Annotated in this window: 14 protein-coding genes; 8 read left to right on the top strand and 6 right to left on the bottom strand. The window is 58.1% G+C overall.

Annotation, left to right across the window (positions count from 1 at the left end):
- Positions 1-23: 23 nt before the first annotated feature.
- From Q6A47_RS04370 to vioA, 6 genes are all read right to left on the bottom strand, one after another.
- Positions 24-3,413, bottom strand: a complete 3,390-nt coding sequence (locus Q6A47_RS04370) for a glycosyltransferase (RefSeq protein ID WP_304483238.1) — start codon at positions 3,411-3,413, stop codon at positions 24-26.
- Between the two features lie 146 nt (positions 3,414-3,559).
- Positions 3,560-4,543 (bottom strand): aspartate aminotransferase family protein, encoded by a 984-nt coding sequence (locus Q6A47_RS04365; RefSeq protein ID WP_304483237.1) that lies wholly within the window; start codon positions 4,541-4,543, stop codon positions 3,560-3,562.
- Complete coding sequence (locus tag Q6A47_RS04360) at positions 4,536-5,261, bottom strand: WbqC family protein (RefSeq protein ID WP_205419286.1); 726 nt, start codon at positions 5,259-5,261, stop codon at positions 4,536-4,538. The genes Q6A47_RS04365 and Q6A47_RS04360 overlap by 8 nt, the downstream gene beginning before the upstream one ends.
- Positions 5,255-5,959, bottom strand: coding sequence for a class I SAM-dependent methyltransferase (locus tag Q6A47_RS04355; protein WP_295482362.1), 705 nt, complete (start codon positions 5,957-5,959; stop codon positions 5,255-5,257). The genes Q6A47_RS04360 and Q6A47_RS04355 overlap by 7 nt, the downstream gene beginning before the upstream one ends.
- 72 nt (positions 5,960-6,031) lie before the next feature.
- Positions 6,032-7,300 carry an ATP-grasp domain-containing protein gene (locus Q6A47_RS04350; RefSeq protein ID WP_304483235.1) on the bottom strand — a complete coding sequence of 423 codons (1,269 nt, stop codon included), beginning with the start codon at positions 7,298-7,300 and terminating at the stop codon, positions 6,032-6,034.
- A 4-nt stretch (positions 7,301-7,304) separates the two neighbouring features.
- Positions 7,305-8,423 (bottom strand): dTDP-4-amino-4,6-dideoxy-D-glucose aminotransferase VioA, encoded by a 1,119-nt coding sequence (gene vioA, locus Q6A47_RS04345; RefSeq protein WP_039583235.1) that lies wholly within the window; start codon positions 8,421-8,423, stop codon positions 7,305-7,307.
- 302 nt (positions 8,424-8,725) lie between these two features.
- Between vioA and Q6A47_RS04340 the strand changes: the two genes are divergently transcribed.
- The 8 genes from Q6A47_RS04340 (at position 8,726) to fleQ (ending at position 16,445) form a co-directional block, all read left to right on the top strand.
- Positions 8,726-9,661 carry a ketoacyl-ACP synthase III gene (locus tag Q6A47_RS04340; RefSeq protein WP_039578961.1) on the top strand — a complete coding sequence of 312 codons (936 nt, stop codon included), beginning with the start codon at positions 8,726-8,728 and terminating at the stop codon, positions 9,659-9,661.
- Positions 9,662-10,075: 414 nt separating this feature from the next.
- A complete protein-coding gene (locus Q6A47_RS04335) occupies positions 10,076-10,504 on the top strand; it encodes a hypothetical protein (RefSeq protein ID WP_304483231.1) in 429 nt (142 codons plus the stop codon).
- A 668-nt stretch (positions 10,505-11,172) separates the two neighbouring features.
- A complete protein-coding gene (locus Q6A47_RS04330; protein WP_304483229.1) occupies positions 11,173-12,021 on the top strand; it encodes a flagellin domain-containing protein in 849 nt (282 codons plus the stop codon).
- A 71-nt stretch (positions 12,022-12,092) separates the two neighbouring features.
- Positions 12,093-12,452, top strand: a complete 360-nt coding sequence (locus tag Q6A47_RS04325) for a flagellar protein FlaG (protein WP_029612424.1) — start codon at positions 12,093-12,095, stop codon at positions 12,450-12,452.
- An 83-nt stretch (positions 12,453-12,535) separates the two neighbouring features.
- Positions 12,536-13,960 carry a flagellar filament capping protein FliD gene (gene fliD / locus Q6A47_RS04320; RefSeq protein WP_116888663.1) on the top strand — a complete coding sequence of 475 codons (1,425 nt, stop codon included), beginning with the start codon at positions 12,536-12,538 and terminating at the stop codon, positions 13,958-13,960.
- A 134-nt stretch (positions 13,961-14,094) separates the two neighbouring features.
- The gene (gene fliS, locus Q6A47_RS04315) at positions 14,095-14,490 is read left to right on the top strand and encodes a flagellar export chaperone FliS (protein ID WP_029612422.1); all 396 of its coding nucleotides are present in this window, start codon (positions 14,095-14,097) and stop codon (positions 14,488-14,490) included.
- Between the two features lie 15 nt (positions 14,491-14,505).
- Complete coding sequence (locus tag Q6A47_RS04310; protein WP_029612421.1) at positions 14,506-14,802, top strand: flagellar protein FliT; 297 nt, start codon at positions 14,506-14,508, stop codon at positions 14,800-14,802.
- A 167-nt stretch (positions 14,803-14,969) separates the two neighbouring features.
- Positions 14,970-16,445, top strand: coding sequence for a transcriptional regulator FleQ (gene fleQ, locus Q6A47_RS04305; protein WP_039578953.1), 1,476 nt, complete (start codon positions 14,970-14,972; stop codon positions 16,443-16,445).
- Positions 16,446-16,480 lie beyond the last annotated feature (35 nt).

The raw sequence follows: 16,480 nt of genomic DNA, 5'->3' as shown, positions 1-16,480 counted from the left end.
ACCAAGGGTCGCATCCAGGGCTGCTAGGATTGCATCCAACTGCGCAGGCAGACCTCACGGTGAACAGCGTCGAAGAAGCCTGTCCCTTCGACCACCTGACGTAGCCGTAGCCCTGCTGCCCTGGCGTTCTGTGGTGCTTGCAGGTAGGCGTCCACGGCCTCGATCCAATGCTCACTGCGGTTGGCGACGAAGGTCATCGGCCAATCACGGACTTGCGCTTGATCGTCATTGCTGATGATCGCCACGCCACTGGCAGCTAGGCGCAGGGCCAGCTCCGGGGGTGGTGATACGCCAGGCGGCATGGGAATGAGTGCGAGGTCGAGCGCCAGGCTGTGCAGCAGTTCGGGCTGGGAGGTGATGTCTTGAGGATGGACTTCCTCGACCAGTGGCGCCAAGTGCGCGGGTACGTCTCCCCAGAGCACCCAGTGCGCGCGCCCTGCGCAGGCACGTAGTATCGGCTCGACCATTGCCAACGTTTCCAACTGCACCGGACAGCCGATTCGCAGTTTTTCTGGCGAGGGTCGCGCGATCAAGGGCTTCTGCCACGGCGGCATCAGACGCGTGGCTCGTACCCGAACATCTGCGTGCATGTGCGCCAGATCGTGCGCCAGTTGCTCAGTCGCCACCACAACGCGATCAACCACTGCGAGGGCATCATGCAGGAGTTGCCAGGCGCGCTCGTCCTGGGGCAGTTCCTCAACTTCCAATACTTTGAACGCCGAATGCCGAGCGTAATCAGTGCCAACGGTCGCAATGCGCGCCGAATCGGCGACGTGCGCGAACACCACGACATCCGGGTTCAAGCGTCCCAGTTCCGGGCCAGAGAGCAATACGGGTATCGAGCAGCCGTCGACTTGGCCATGCTCAAGCAACTGCTCGAATGTGTCGATGCATCGCTGTGGACGTTCGCTGTCAGGATGCACCAGGACGACGGGTAGTGGACGCCAGCTCAGTGGACGCCAAGTCAGTGCGTGTAGGGCGGGAAGTTCGTGGCCTGCGCCTCGCAGCGACAAATTTTTGTTGTAAGCAGGATCGCGTATCAATGAGTCATGCCAGCGAGCATGCAAGTTGTGTTCGTCCTGTCGCAGACGTACACGCAGATCCGGTTTGCGTAGCTCACCGGTCCAGCCGTCCACACGCTCGCAGGCCACCAGGGCGCGGGCGTTCCAGACGTTCAGCAGGCCCTGAGCACTGGCACGCAGGCACAGGTCGAGGTCATTGAAACGCAGTGCGAAGGCAGACTCGTCCATGCCGCCAAGGGACTCGAAGAGTTCGCGCCTGATCATCAGGCACGCGCCGCTGACTGCGCTGACATCGCGGTCCACCAGCAGGTACTGCAAATAGCCTGCTTCGCTGTTCTCCAAGCCGACTCCGGGACTGGCAGCGCTGCCGTTCAATCCCAATACATAACCTGCATGGGCGAGCTTGCCTTCGATGTCCAGCAACTTCGGCGCGACCACGCCGACTTCCGGACGCATTGCGTGGTTGAGCAGATGTTCCAGCCATTGCTCGTCGAACGCCACGCAGTCATTGTTCAGCAACAGCAGGAAGTCGCCCTGTGCGTGGCGGGCGCCGAGATTGTATAGCGCGCTGAAGTTGAGTGCGGCCTCGTCGCGAATGACCTTGATCAAACCCTGCCCGGCTACCACGAGCTGTTCGAGCCACTCCTGCAGCGCAGGACTCTGACTGGCGCTATCGAGCAGTATCAGTTCGAAAGCGCTGTAGCGCGTCTTCGACAGTAGGCTGTCGACGCAACGCCGTACCAGGTCCAACTGATCGCGTACCGCAATCAGGATCGAAACCGTAGGTTGCCCAGAATGGCTGTAGTCGATGTGGTAGTGGCGCGGCGGGGTTTCCAGAACTTGTGCCTGAGGGTAATCACGCGCGACGAGATGACGACGAATCTGGGCGACCTCATCAGGGTTCGCTGACATGTCAGCGGCATCGCAGATGACCAGCGGCTCATCCAGGTGACCGATGCCGTCGAGGCCGTGAGCCTCGATCAGGCGCAGAATGACGCCGAGTTCAAGGGCGTTGGGAAGCTGCCTGTCGAAACCACCGACCTGTAGCAGCAGCTCCCGGCGAATGATCCAGTGCCGGGCCATTATTGCCGGTATCGACAGCAGGTAATCCAGATTCATGTCTGGCCGCAGGACCGGGCTAGCTCCACCCTGAGTGCGATAGATTTCATCGGCGTAGAGCATGCGGCAGCCCTGCGCACCGGGCAACTCGAGATCCAGCATGACGCAGCCACTGGGCAGTAACTCCTCGCCCGATTCCATCAGCAGCAACCATTGGCCGTCATCGTGCTCAGCAATCTGGTTGAGCAATCCGACCTCGGGTTCGCCGTCGATCCACTGAACATTACTGGCGAGCAAGGAGGGTAGCGGCTGTCGACTGACGACATAGACGCGCAATTGCAGTGGGCTGCTGGTACTCCACAGCGCCAGGCTTTCCAGTGTGTCACTCAGCGCCCGGTATTCGCCGCTGTTGTCGCTGACGACCACGCTCAGGCGTGTTTGGCCAGTAAGTGCGTTACGCTGCACGTCGACGAGTGCTCGCTGTACTGGAGTGAGCTGGCGATGAAGCAACCAATCACGGACGCTGGGCGTTTGGCTGGTTGCCGAATGCTCCGCTGCCACCCGCTGGGTATGGCCGATGAAGGCTTTGAGTTGAGGCCAGAATTCATCCTCCATGCGCAGAAGTCGCTGGCGGGCTAGACCCACCGAATGACGTGCGCGCTCGATTCCTCCAGGTTCATCGAGCATGGCCGCGCCAGCGTCGCCAATATGTTCGGTGAACGGCAGTTCATGCACGTGGCCGCCGCGCAGATAAATCACCGGGCAGCCGCACATCAACGCCATGGTGCAGGTGGCCGAAATTTCGTAGGTGTACAGGGTTTGTGCGCTCTGGAACAGCACGGCGAGCTCTGGGAGGGTGCGCGGATTGCTCAGGCTGAGCACTTGTACATCTGCTGGCAGCAAGCTGTAGTCCACCTGTTGTGCATCGAACCGATGCAGGTACAGGTAGTGGCCGCGTCGGGCAATCGGCTGCACGGGTGGCGCGAACAGCGTCGAGTCGATGGTCGGCAGGGTGAGCATGTCGTGCAGGAGCTTGCCGTCGGCAAAGTCGTGGGCGTAGTAGTAATAGAGGTCGCTTTTTTGACCGCCCACCTCCAGGCCGTTGAGGAAGCCGTCACGGTTGAGCATGTAGCGTACTACCACGGGACTGCCCAGAGGATTTCCGCTGATGACCTCGGGGTAAACGGCGATGGGCGACACCCCTCGGACCTTGTGCACGTGCCGTACCACGTCCGTCAAGGCAGGTGTGCGCAGGTTGGGATTGACCACCGTGCAGCCCACCACATAGGCCTCCTGCCCGCTGATGTTCAGCGCATGACAGAGAAAGTGCATGACGCATACACCCGAGGACGTATCGCGGTAGTCGGGGGCGTAGATATAGTAAGGATTACCCTGTGTCCGGTGAAGCGCTTGCGGAATCATTAAATGTCCTGTTGCTAGGCTGGTCCACAGGGCCATGCCGTTATCGAAAGAGGCGCTCAGCATGTGGCCATGTGCCAATGCACGCGGTCGATAAGCCTCTGCATGTGCTCTTGGTGGTATCGCTGGTCGACAGGCAGAGGCAATACACAGCCTGCCAATAGCCTTTCCACGTTCGGGCTTTGCGCAGCATTCGCCACTTCCGGCCAATAGCAGGGGATGAATATGCGCTCTTCCCGCAGCGCTTGGCGTACGTACTGCGCCTGTGCCGGAGAGCCGAGCAGCAGTGGATAGCTCAGCGCGGCTACCTGGGGCGCAGTAACGCCGGGCTTGAAGAGGTTGTCGCGGTCGAACGCTTCGCACAGGTGGATGAAGTTGTCTCTCCGGCGGTCGGCGATGATGGCGTAGTCCAAGCTGTCGAGCAGGCGCCGAGTACTTTGCGACATGGCCGAAACAGGAGCTTGCGCCAAGGCTTTTTCAGCTTCGGTAAAAGCGAGATAGTGCTCTTCGGGAGCGGACTCCAAGCGTCCCAGCAGCGCGCCGAAGCGGTCTCTGGATTGGCTCTGTGGCAATTCCTTCAACCGCTCTGGAGGGTTGGCCAGCCATCCACCGTCGGCGACGCCGACGAATTTGCGTGGAGAGTAGAGCGTGGAGATACCTGGCAAGGGCGTGCTGAACAGCGCCTGCGAGTTATCTACAATCAGGCGATCGCCATAACGGGGGGCAAGCACTTCTCGGACATAAGTGTCCTTCAGGCCGAAATAGTTGACGTAAAGCAAGCGCTCGTCCGCCTTCAGTGCCGGCAGTTGCAGTAATTCGAAATCCATGTCGATCGCGTAGGGCTTAGGTCGGCTGCCTGCGACTTGAGCGGCCTCCACTACCGCTTGACAAATGTAGTAGGGCAGATACAGGCAAGGGGCGGCACTCGCCTCCAGCAACGCCGTCAGTGCGGAACGGGCGCAGTTGAAGCCAACGGCGTCTGGATACGGCGTCAGGCCTGTTCGCAGTTCCAGTTCGAAATAGCCGCCGATAGCCTCAAGCATTTTTGACGATCCCTTGTCTGGCCCATTCACCAACGGTGTGCGCCGGGTTGAACATCAAGGCGTCGAGAATGGACAGTCCTGGCAGGAACTCATGGCTGCCTTGCTGATAGCTCGGTAGCCGTGCCTGGAGCAGTTGCAACTGCATGCCCGCCGCGCTGAAGGTGTCGGAGTCGTACAGAAAGGCGCCTGCTGAGGGATTCAAGTAATGGCTGGCGCCCACGGCTGTCATCAGCTCCAGCACCCGCGCCTGACCGCTCAGGCCTACTCCGTCTCCCAACTCACTGGCGCTGATGATTGGCGTGGTCACGCCGATCAAGTCGCAGCTGGCTTTGAGCATGCGAACGTTGAGCTCGGCGATGCTCGAGGCGGGCTCTTCGAGCAACGGTTGCAACCACGAGAGCACGAATGGCGCGTTGGGCGCCTTGCGATAGGCATTGGCGAGTTTGTTAAGGATGCCGCGCACATCGAATACCTTGCTGATTCGTTTGCGCAGAATTGGCGCGGTATGGCTGCTTTTCTCAAGCGCAACGCTGAACCAGCGCGGTTCACCGTCCAGCAGGTAGCGGTTGCGCTCGATCCAGCCATTCTTGATGAATTGCGCAGTGTCATAGCTGACGAAAAGGTCCGCTGCGCCCAGAAGTTGGTAATAACCCAAGTAGGGAAGCAGGTAGGGCTGCATCAACACCACACGCTTGCGAGGGCTGCCAACATTCAGCATCGCTGATACACCCCTAGCCATGAAGAGGTGACGCCCACATGCCCGTTAGAGGCCCGCCATGCTAGATCCAGCCCTCGATTGATCCATCGGGTAAACGGATGCAGCACGCTTTTCTCGACATAGAAGGATCGCCACAAGCGTGTTCTGTACGGGTCTCGGAAAAAGTAGATGTCGCTCAACACGATGCGCTCGCTTGCGCCGAACGAGAGTGGTGCGTTGGATTGCCCAAAGGCGTGACGGATGCTCTGCGGATAGTAAGGCCGCACGTGAGAGAAGTCGTGAAAGAACCGCTCTCCCAGAACCGGGCTAATGAGTACCAGACGCCCGCCCGGTGCAAGCAGGTCGATCAAACGCTTGAGCAGCGTCAACAGTTGTGTCGGATCTAGATGTTCAACCAAGTGACTCAGAAAAATAACATCGAAGCTTTGCTGCAGCGGGGCGAGCTCGGACTCGTGATAGGCCTCGAAGCCTTCTTCGATGGCTTGGTTGATGTAGTCCGGATTGATGTCCACTCCTACTGGCTGCAGGCCCCACTCTCGAAACAGGCGTAGATATTTCCCGCGTCCCAGGCCGTAGTCCAACACGCTGAGCGATTGACGCCTGTTTGCCGACCACTCGCCCAACAATCTTTTCACGCGCTGGGTTTCCAGCGTTTGGTAGTGTGCCGGATAACGCTTGCTGTCCAACAGCTCAAACATGAGGAGCCTCTCGACGGAGGAAAAGTTTTTTTTTGAATGAAGTAGACGGTAGACGCATAGCCTTGAAGGCAATCATGAAATGAACTCCAAAGCATCGACATCGAATACTGGAATACCGCAGTGGGTGGCCACATCCACGCGTTCAGGGAAATGGTTATCGATGAAAATAGCCTTGCCGACGATGAATGAGGATTTGGCGCGGCCGTCGGTAATATGAATGATGTCGTCAAACAGTTCGGCGGCGATGCGTGCTTTGCGCAAGGCAATCAGAGGATCGCCAGCGTGGCGGGTAAGCAGAACCAACCGCTTGCCTCTAGCTAGCATGCGGTAGAGAAAGTGCAGTGTTGAGGCAATGGCCAGGCCGTCGCGAATTACGGTTTCGTCGAAATCGATGTAGATCGTATCGAAGGGCTGAGTTATTTGCGCCAGGGTGAGAATACGTCGTTCGACCAGGTCGACAGCGTATTGAGGTAAGGGTATGACTTTACGGCCCATGTAATCATGCACCGCCATCAGTGGCAGGTTCACCCCGCGTGCGCGCTGAGCCACCATGGATCCTGCTACCCGGCAACTGATCTCCAGCAGCTTCCACTGGCCCGAGTGGTCGCGTTTGAGTTGGAAGAACCAGGGGCCACGCAGTCGTAGGCGTTGGTTGATCACTTCTGCGATCTGCGTGATCTGCGGGTCTGCTGCCGGGAACGTGCTGCGCATGGAAATGCCGGCTCTCACGCGCTCGCGAGTGCGTGGGCCGACCCAGCGCAGCGCGTGTTCGAAATCGGTGAAGCAGTCCACGGTGGCTTCTTCGCCAGGCAGGTACTCAATCAGCAAGGGCTGCGTTGTGACTGCCATCGTCGCCAGGGCTGCCTGGGGATCGGCTACGAGCGCGAAACCTTGTCCGCCCTGGCCGAGGTCTGGCTTGACCACAGCGGGCCAGTGCACAACCTGCGCCGTGTTGGCATAGACATGAGGTACCCACGGTTGGTCAGCGAACTCAGCATAGGTCAGCGACTTGCGTCGAGCGATGGCGCATGTCCGCGCGTCATCATTGATCAGCCCGACGTTGAAACGCTCCCTGGATTGACTCAGATACGCCTGGACGGTGTCATGGGTAGCGAACACCAGATCAATCTGCCAGTGCCGGAGCAACGCGACGAACGCGTCGTCGAATTCAGGGGCATCGATGCGAGGCAGGTCACCCTGGTAACGTTCGTACAATTGGCGCCCATGATCGTCGACGCTCGAGGCACCGTGGAGCCGCACATGGACCGAATGGATCAGGGCTTGATGAATTTCCGCGGCGTTTTCCGAACCGCAGGGGAAGACCAGTACGTTGAGTGGCATGTATTCAGCTCTGCCGCGCAGCATGGATCACTGAGATGATGCGCTCTTGGCTAACGATGTCGAGGTCCGGATAAATCGGTAGGCACAGCACTCGTCGAGAGGTGCGCGTGGCAATCGGCAGACGGTCGGGGCGGGCACTATCAAGATTGCGATACATGGGAAACTCGCTGATCAACGGGTAGAAGTAGCGCCTCACCAAGATATCCTGCTCCCGGAAACGATCGTACAAGGCATCGCGGTCGATGCCGAAGGTCTCGCTATCGACCATGATCGGGCAGTAGGCATAGTTCCAGTCCAAGTCATGCGCTGGGGCGATCAGATCGATGCCGGGCACGTCTTGCAGAGCGGATCGATAGCGCTCGAATATCTGTCGACGGGTCACCAGCGCCTGATCGATGTAGCGCAATTGCAGAAGGCCGAAAGCGGCCTGTAACTCGTTCATCTTGCCGTTGATGCCAGGCGCCACCACCGTGATCTCATCGGCAAACCCGAAGTTCTTCAAGTAATCGATACGTCGTTTGGTTTTCTCATCCTGACAAACGATCGCACCACCTTCGAACGTATTGAATACCTTGGTGGCATGGAAGCTGAGCACCGAGACGTCGCCATGGTTAAGAATGCTTTCTCCATGCCATCTCACGCCGAAAGCGTGAGCGGCATCGTAGATCACTTTCAGGCCGTAGGTATCGGCGATCGCTTGGATTTCTTCGAGGTCGCACGGAATGCCGTAGCAGTGAACCGGCAAGATGGCGGTGGTATTGGGCGTTATCGCCTCGACGATGCGTTGCGGGTCTAGGTTGTTAGTATGCGGGTCGATATCGACGAACACCGGTTTGAGGTTGTTCCACAGAACGGAGTGAGCTGTGGCAACGAACGAATAGGGCGTGGTGATGACTTCGCCCGTAATTCGCAGGGCCTGTAACGCAGTGACAAGCGCCAGAGTACCGTTGGAAAACAGTGAAATGTAGCGGACCCCCAGATGGTTGGCCAACTCCTGTTCAAGCTGCTGGTGGAAACGACCGCAGTTGGTCAGGAACCGGCTTTCCCAGATCTGCTCCAGGTAAGGCACATAGCTCTCCAGCGGAGGCAGCAGCGGGCTTGTAACGGGGATGGGTTTCACCATGGACATGGCTCGCATTGACTACAGCTTAAGAGATTGCCGCATCGAGCGGTAATGCGCGTGCAGACAGGTGCCTGGGCGTCATTTAAACGACGATTCAGGCGCTATCGATGGGCTCAAGCAAGAATTTGGCCAACCTCGGGCGTCCAGATAAATGGCAAATGACCGTGCAACCGTGACTTGGCAGTCTAAACGGGCATCTCTACTCTATTGAGTCTGCGGGAAGGACCGTCACCACGGCAGCTCAGTCCATTTTGCGTGGACTGGACCCCGCGAAATTTCGCCATGTCTATCGGGAAGCCATAATGATTGGCATCAAAAGCATCGCCAGTTACGTACCTGTCGAAGGCGTCGACAACTACGCCCAAGGTGCGAAGTTCGGCAAAGATCAAGATTTCATTTTCGGCAAGATCGGGTCGACTTTTTTGCCGCGCAAGCATGTCGGCCAAGAAACCTCCGATCTATGCGTGGAGGCTGCCCAAGCGCTTTTCGCCGCCAATCCGTCGCTGGATCCTGCCAGCATCGATGCTGTCATCGTCGTGACCCAGAATGGTGACGCCGAAGGCCTGCCGCACACTGCGGCTATCGTTCAGCACAAGCTTGGCCTGTCAACCCACGTTGCCGCTTTCGATGTGTCTCTGGGTTGTTCAGGCTATGTTTATGGCCTCTACGCCATGAAAGGTTTTATGGAAGCCGCGGGCTTAAAGAATGGCCTGCTCATCACTGCCGACCCGTACTCGAAGATCGTCGATGACGAGGATCGCAACACCTCTATGTTGTTCGGTGATGCAGCCACGGCCACCTGGATGACCCAGGGCGCTCACTGGCAGTTGGGCAAGTCCCTGTTCGGCAGCGACGGTGCAGGTGCCGAGCACTTGCGCACTACCGACGGCAAGTTTTTCATGAATGGCCGCCAGGTCTACAACTTCGCGTTGTCCAAGGTGCCGGCTCATTTGACCGCGCTGCTCGAAGCAAGCCAGGTGGACGCCGCGGATGTCGATATGTTCTGTCTTCATCAGGGCAGTGCCGCGATCGTTGATGCAGTGTCTCAGCGCTTCGAGGACGGTGAGTACAAGGCGCGTTTCGTAAAGGACATGCTCGAAACTGGTAATACCGTGTCGTCGAGCATTCCGTTGCTGCTCGAGAAACATGTGCTCGACTCGTCCCACAAGCGAGTTGTGATCTGTGGCTTTGGAGTCGGGTTGTCCTGGGGGTCGGCGGTCTTGGAGCGAACGGACTGAGTTCGTTGCCAGGCGTTGAAAGCGCTGATCGTCAATGCGATTGGCGTTTAGGCGTTTCTAGGTGGTTCCCGATAATGACGTGCATTGTCGGGATGTGTGCTCTGCTCATGAATCTTTCCCAGGAGTATCTTTTGGCAAACAGGCGCGCTGTTAATGTGAACCTGTCGGCCCGCTCCGGCATGAGGGTGTGTGTCGCCACCGCTTGAAGAACCAGTCGGTAAGGGTTTGGCCGCCATATTGATCATGATCAGCGCACTTCGATGCTAGTGGACGTATCGTTGCGGTGCTTGATGCTGCCTTCTGTGTGGTGGCTGTTCTGTTGATGTGTGCTGCGGACCGTCAGCGGCCTGGGTGGTCCAAGACTCATCTCAACTGGACTTTTGGAGTTGAAAACTGAGCAATCAAGGAAGACTTATGTTCAAGCTCGCGTGCGGAATTGTGGTGGCGATATCGATGGCTCCAGCACTTGCAACGGCAAGTGAAGCATCTCCCGTAGGGTCGTGGCAGTTCGCTTATTACCACGTGCCGAGTGGCGCTTTTTATGCCAACCAGACCATTTGCTTCAAGGAAGACAAAACATGGTATTCAAGCACGCAGGCCAACTGGAAGGGTGCATGGTTCCAGAGTGGCGATGACCTCCAGTGGTACGGTAGTGTGCCTATGAATGGAGTGGGGAGTGCCAATAATATCGCCACCATTTCGATCGGTAGGTTTACTGATGTAGGTGCCATGGGTGGCATTTACACGGAGTGGGCAGCGCCCAGCGCGCTACCTCTGGGGTGGGACAAGCACTACACCTACAAAATGACGTTCAAGGGCACTGCGTGCGGTGCGCCCAAGTAGTCATGTGATCCCCGTTGACCTGAAGGCTTATTGCCTTGCGTGATAACCCATTCAGGTCGACGATTTTCGCCTCTGGCTGTGTCCGGAACTGGGTTGCAGTCCGTTCGTGCTCGCTTGCACGGGTGGAGGCGCTTAAGCGTACTTCGGTAATCGAGCTAAGTAGGGTGGTGAAGGGTTAGGCCCAGTCATGGGGCGGGTGACCTGATGGCTCCTTCATTGGGATCTTGTTGGTGGTGTCGAGCGATCAGGATCATCAGGTGGGGCCGCAGGGTGGCTGCGCTTGAGGTACGTGGGTGCGCCTCTAGTTGTTGAAAATCGCTCCCGATGCCGTATTTGCATTGTTGCGTCGAGCGGGCGGGAAGCAGGCGTTTAGGTGTGGTCCGTCCCCCATTACCCGCGCAGTGGGGCCATTATCCTTTTTCGCAGGGCGGAGAAGTGATTCAGGGCTGTCTGCCTATCACCTCATTTCTGTCCCCTGAGTGGGCGGTGTTTTTCTGGCGTCAAACCCTTGATTTCACTGGGGTAGCATCAGGCCAGTAAAAAAATTCTGAAAATCCCTAAAGCAAACCGCGCGGACGACGATAACCATTACGAAGGTTCTCTAGGCCACACACCCGGCAGTTGCCAGGGCCGGAAGCCGCAGTACCCAATCCAACGAGGAATTCGTCATGGCTTTGACCGTAAACACCAACACCACCTCTCTGGGCGTTCAGAAAAACCTGAACCGTGCTTCCGACGCAGTAAGCACCTCGATGACCCGTCTGTCTTCCGGCCTGAAAATCAACAGCGCCAAAGACGACGCCGCTGGCCTGCAGATCGCTACCCGCATGACCTCGCAGATCCGTGGTCAGACCATGGCGATCAAAAACGCCAACGACGGTATCTCGATCGCTCAGACCGCTGAAGGCGCGATGCAGGAACAAACCAACATCCTGCAGCGTATGCGTGAACTGGCCGTTCAGTCGCGAAACGACTCGAACAGCGCGAACGACCGTCAAGCCCTGGACAAAGAGTTCCAGTCCATGGCTTCGGAACTGACCCGTATCGCCAACAGCACCCAGCTCAACGGCAAGAACCTGCTGGACGGCTCGGCTTCGGTCATGACCTTCCAGGTTGGCTCGAACACCGGTGCTTCCAACCAGATCACCATCGACCTGAGCGCCAAGTTCACCGCTTCGGACCTGGGTGTCACCAGCTCGATCAACATCCAGGGTTCGGACAGCACCACCGCCGAGTCGAACTTCAGCGCCGCTGTTTCGGCCATCGACAGCGCTCTGCAGACCATCAACAGCAACCGTGCTGACCTGGGTGCCGCGCAGAACCGTCTGACCAGCACCATCAACAACCTGCAGAACATCAACGAAAACGCCGAAGCCGCTCGTGGTCGTGTACAAGACACCGACTTCGCTGCTGAAACTGCCCAGCTGACCAAGCAGCAAACTCTGCAGCAAGCGTCGACCTCGGTTCTGGCCCAGGCCAACCAGCTGCCTTCGGCAGTCCTGAAGCTGCTGGGCTAATCTCTAGCTAGCGGTAAGCGGGGAAGCGCTGTCCAGGCGCTTTCCCGCTGTCTATTTACGAGGTGGTGGACATGGACATGAGCGTCAAGCTGAACCTGTCTTACCCGGCCCCGCGCGCGGCCGAACAGGTGCCCGAAAAGCAAGCGCCGCTGCCCAGTCAGCAGCGTGACGATCGCGACGACAAGAAAGATGCTCAGGTGCCGCACGGTGCCGACAACGTCAAGCACGCCGTCTCGCAAATCGAAGAATTCATGAAGCAGACCCGACGCAATTTGCAGTTTTCCACCGACGAGGAATCCGGCAAGATCGTGGTCAAGGTCATCGCCAGCGAAACCGGCGAGCTGATCCGTCAGATTCCTTCCGAGGAAGCGCTGCGGATCGCTCACAGTCTGAGCGATGTCAAAAGTGTGCTGTTCGACGCTAAAGCCTGAAGGCGTTAGTGCGATAACCCGTTTTTTCCAATGCCTGTCCCGCCGCCCTCGGGCAGAGCATCATCACCAAGAGGGACTTCTGCATGGCTAGCCCGATCATTCCTTCCTCAGGTCTAGGCTCTGGTCTGGATATCGGCAGTATCGTCAAGGTGCTCGTATCTGGCGACACCTCTGCCAAGCAGGCGCAGATCAAGCGTCAGACCAGCAATAACAGTGCGATGATTTCTGGCATCGGCTCGCTGCGCAGCGCCCTGACGGCGTTCCAAGACGCCATGAAGAAGCTCAACGACAAGAATGCCCCTTCTTTCAACGCCTTCGCTGCCACCTCGGGCAATGAGTCCGTGGTGAAGGTCAAGTCCAATAACACGGCGGTGTCTGGCAACTACGACATCGTGGTCAACAAGCTTGCCACCAGCTCCAAGGTCGCCAGCCAGCAGTTCTCCAACGGCGCCAACAGCGCGATCAATGCCGGCGACATGACCATCACTCAAGGTGGCAGCAGCTACAAAGTCACCATCGGCAGTGGCGCGACGCTGCAGACTGTGCGTGACCAGATCAACAAGGAAATGTCCGCCAACGGCATTTCCGCGAACATCATCAATGAATCTGGCGGCTCACGTTTGGTGCTGACCTCCACCAAGACGGGTGCGGGGAACGACATTTCAGTGGGGGGTATCCCAGACCTCACCATTGACGGTACTAAGCAGATGTCCGGTACTGGCGGAGGATTCATCAATGCCTTGGCGCAGGATGCAGATCTAACTGTCGATGGTCTGAAGATCACCAGTGCTACCAACACCATCGACAAGGCGATCAGTGGTATGAGCCTGGAGTTGACGGGCGTCAGCGCCAAGGCTGCCGATGGCACGGGCACATCGACTCGTCTGACCGTGGCCCAGGACAATGATGGATTGAAAAAATCCATTCAGGGCTTCGTTGATGCCTACAACACCTTGCAAAAAGCTGTCACCTCCCTGACCGCCACCAGCAAGCAGACGCAGGATGGCAAGGAAGTAACCGTACTCGGCCCCCTGACCAACGACCCTACCACCCGCTCGTTGCTATCGGACATGCGCGGTGTGCTGAGTCAGGCGGTTTCTGGGGGGCAATTGAATAGCCTGAGCCAGTTGGGTATCAACACGTCGAAGGACGGGACCCTTGAGTTCAATAGCATCAAGTTCACCGCTGCGATGGATGACAAGAAGCTCGGTGGGGAGGTGCAGAACCTTTTCACCAGTGACAACGGCATCTTCGCACTGATGAACAAGGCTATCGATCCGTATAACGCCACTGATGGCAGCTTGGCGACACGCAAGTCCAATCTGGACAAGGTCGCCAAGAACCTCAGCGACCAGCAGGCCGCTCTTGATCGTCGTACCGATTCGCTCACCGAGTCACTGACGCGCAAGTTCGTGGCACTCGACACTGCGCTGGGCAAGATGAAGGCCCAGGCCAACCAGATCACCTCGATCTTCGACGCGCTCAACGCACAGAAGAAGAACGGCTGATTCTGGCGGTTGTGACAAAGGCCTGGCCGCGTCATATTGACGCGCCAGGCCTTTTGCATTGTCGCTAAAGTTTTTTCACATCGCGGCGATACAGCAGGTATCCGTCATCTTTTTCGCTGCAACGAGGTAGATCCATGAACCCGATGTTGGCCCTTCGGCAATACCAGAAAGTCAACGGTGTTGCACAGACCTCCGAAGCCAGTCCGCACCGTTTGGTGCAGATGCTGATGCAAGGCGGTCTCGACCGTCTGGCGCAGGCCAAGGGCGCGATCGCGCGAAGGGATGTGGCGCAGAAGGGTATTCTGATCGGCAAGGCCATCGACATCATCGGCGGCCTGCGCGAGGGTCTGGATCTGGAGAATCATGCCGACAGCCTGACCGACCTGGACAACCTCTACCAATACATGAGCCGCCGTCTGATTGAAGCCAACGTGAACAGCGATCCGGCGATCATCGACGAAGTGGCGCGGCTGCTGATCACCGTCAAGGAAGGCTGGGACGCCATTGGCGATCAAGCCGCTGCCGAGTAATACCAGGAGACGCACATGAGCGAAGTGATTGCACGTATCGAACAAACCCGCGATGCCTTGCTGGCTGCGTTCGCTGAGCGCGACTGGGAAGCGGTGGGGGAGCTCGACCTGGAATGCCGCGTGTGCGTCGATGAGATCCTGGCCGAGGCCCACGAACACGATGCTCAGGTCAGGAACAGCTTGGATGAATTGCTGGGGGTTTACCGGCAATTGATTGAGGTTGCAAGTGGTGAACGTCAATCCCTCGTCGATGAGATGTCGCAGATCCGCCAGGCAAAAAACGCGACAAAGGTATACCATCTGTTCAGCTGATCGCTGGGCAATGCAAGAAGCTGCGCGCCATTAATTTGACTGTGTGCTGTTTTTTGACTTAACTAGTGGCTGTTTTCGAGTTTCAGACGTCTGATCCTCACGACGGATGTCTGAATGAAGTCGATAACGCCTGCGGGCGCCGAGATGACTAGGGAAGTTGGTATTGAATGTGGCGTGAAACCAAGATCCTTCTGATCGATGACGACAGCGAACGCCGCCGCGATCTGGCGGTGGTCCTGAATTTTCTCGGCGAAGACAACCTCTCCTGCTCCAGCCTGGACTGGCAGCAGACGGTGGAGGCATTGTCTTCGAGCAGGGAAGTTCTCTGCGTGCTCATTGGCGCGGTAAGCGGGCCGGCCGGGGTGCTGGGCTTGCTTAAGACCGTCACTGCGTGGGATGAGTTCCTTCCAGTATTGCTTTTGGGCGAAATTTCTTCCGCTGAGTTTCCTGAAGACCTGCGCCGACGCGTGCTTTCCAATCTGGAAATGCCGCCTAGCTACAGCCAGTTGCTCGATTCGCTGCACCGTGCCCAGGTCTATCGCGAGATGTACGACCAGGCGCGTGAGCGTGGTCGTCAGCGCGAACCCAACCTGTTCCGCAGCCTTGTCGGTACCAGCAGGGCCATTCAGCATGTGCGCCAGATGATGCAGCAGGTGGCTGACACCGACGCCAGTGTGCTGATCCTCGGCGAGTCCGGCACGGGCAAGGAAGTGGTCGCCCGTAACCTGCATTACCACTCAAAGCGCCGCGAAGCGCCGTTCGTGCCGGTCAACTGCGGGGCGATCCCGGCCGAGTTGCTGGAGAGCGAGCTGTTCGGTCATGAGAAAGGCGCCTTCACCGGCGCCATCACCAGTCGTGCCGGGCGCTTCGAGTTGGCCAATGGCGGTACGCTGTTCCTCGACGAGATTGGCGACATGCCGCTGCCCATGCAGGTCAAGCTGCTGCGGGTGCTGCAGGAGCGGACCTTCGAGCGGGTTGGCAGCAACAAGACCCAGAGCATCGATGTGCGTATCATCGCCGCGACTCACAAGAACCTCGAGAACATGATCGAGGAAGGCACCTTCCGCGAAGATTTGTACTACCGCCTCAATGTCTTCCCCATCGAGATGGCGCCGCTGCGCGAGCGGGTCGAGGACATTCCGCTGCTGATGAACGAGCTGATCTCGCGCATGGAGCACGAGAAGCGCGGCTCGATCCGCTTCAACTCGGCCTCGATCATGTCGCTGTGCCGCCATGGCTGGCCGGGTAACGTGCGCGAACTGGCCAACCTGGTCGAACGCATGGCGATCATGCACCCCTACGGGGTGATCGGCGTCGCCGAGTTGCCGAAGAAATTCCGCTACGTCGATGACGAAGATGAGCAGTTGGTGGACAGCCTGCGCAGCGATCTGGAAGAGCGGGTGGCGATCAACGGCAACACGCCGAACTTCTCCAGCCACGCCATGCTGCCGCCTGAGGGTCTGGACTTGAAGGACTACCTGGGCAGCCTTGAGCAAGGACTGATCCAGCAGGCGCTGGATGATGCCAACGGCATCGTCGCCCGTGCCGCCGAACGCCTGCGCATCCGCCGCACCACGCTGGTGGAGAAGATGCGCAAGTACGGCATGAGCCGTCAGGGCGGAGAGGAACAGGCCGAAGACTGAGTTCCCGGTACCAGATGCAACTCCTTTGGGCTGCC

The sequence above is a fragment of the Pseudomonas boreofloridensis genome, assembly GCF_030580795.1.
GTDB classification, from domain to species: Bacteria; Pseudomonadota; Gammaproteobacteria; order Pseudomonadales; family Pseudomonadaceae; genus Aquipseudomonas; species Aquipseudomonas boreofloridensis.
Note: the sequence above shows the minus strand (reverse complement) of the source record. Positions and strands in the feature narration are given on the sequence as shown.

Bases quoted from the DNA above. Each gene is read 5' to 3' on its own strand.
- Q6A47_RS04350 (WP_304483235.1), bottom strand. From the start codon at position 7,300: ATGCCACTCAACGTACTGGTCTTCCCCTGCGGTTCGGAAAACGCCGCG.
- Q6A47_RS04340 (WP_039578961.1), top strand. From the start codon at position 8,726: ATGATTGGCATCAAAAGCATCGCCAGTTACGTACCTGTCGAAGGCGTC.
- fliD (WP_116888663.1), top strand. From the start codon at position 12,536: ATGGCTAGCCCGATCATTCCTTCCTCAGGTCTAGGCTCTGGTCTGGAT.
- fliS (WP_029612422.1), top strand. From the start codon at position 14,095: ATGAACCCGATGTTGGCCCTTCGGCAATACCAGAAAGTCAACGGTGTT.
- Q6A47_RS04325 (WP_029612424.1), top strand. From the start codon at position 12,093: ATGGACATGAGCGTCAAGCTGAACCTGTCTTACCCGGCCCCGCGCGCG.
- Q6A47_RS04335 (WP_304483231.1), top strand. From the start codon at position 10,076: ATGTTCAAGCTCGCGTGCGGAATTGTGGTGGCGATATCGATGGCTCCA.
- Q6A47_RS04355 (WP_295482362.1), bottom strand. From the start codon at position 5,959: ATGTTTGAGCTGTTGGACAGCAAGCGTTATCCGGCACACTACCAAACG.
- Q6A47_RS04365 (WP_304483237.1), bottom strand. From the start codon at position 4,543: ATGCTTGAGGCTATCGGCGGCTATTTCGAACTGGAACTGCGAACAGGC.
- Q6A47_RS04310 (WP_029612421.1), top strand. From the start codon at position 14,506: ATGAGCGAAGTGATTGCACGTATCGAACAAACCCGCGATGCCTTGCTG.
- Q6A47_RS04330 (WP_304483229.1), top strand. From the start codon at position 11,173: ATGGCTTTGACCGTAAACACCAACACCACCTCTCTGGGCGTTCAGAAA.
- fleQ (WP_039578953.1), top strand. From the start codon at position 14,970: ATGTGGCGTGAAACCAAGATCCTTCTGATCGATGACGACAGCGAACGC.
- vioA (WP_039583235.1), bottom strand. From the start codon at position 8,423: ATGGTGAAACCCATCCCCGTTACAAGCCCGCTGCTGCCTCCGCTGGAG.
- Q6A47_RS04360 (WP_205419286.1), bottom strand. From the start codon at position 5,261: ATGCTGAATGTTGGCAGCCCTCGCAAGCGTGTGGTGTTGATGCAGCCC.
- Q6A47_RS04370 (WP_304483238.1), bottom strand. From the start codon at position 3,413: ATGCACTTTCTCTGTCATGCGCTGAACATCAGCGGGCAGGAGGCCTAT.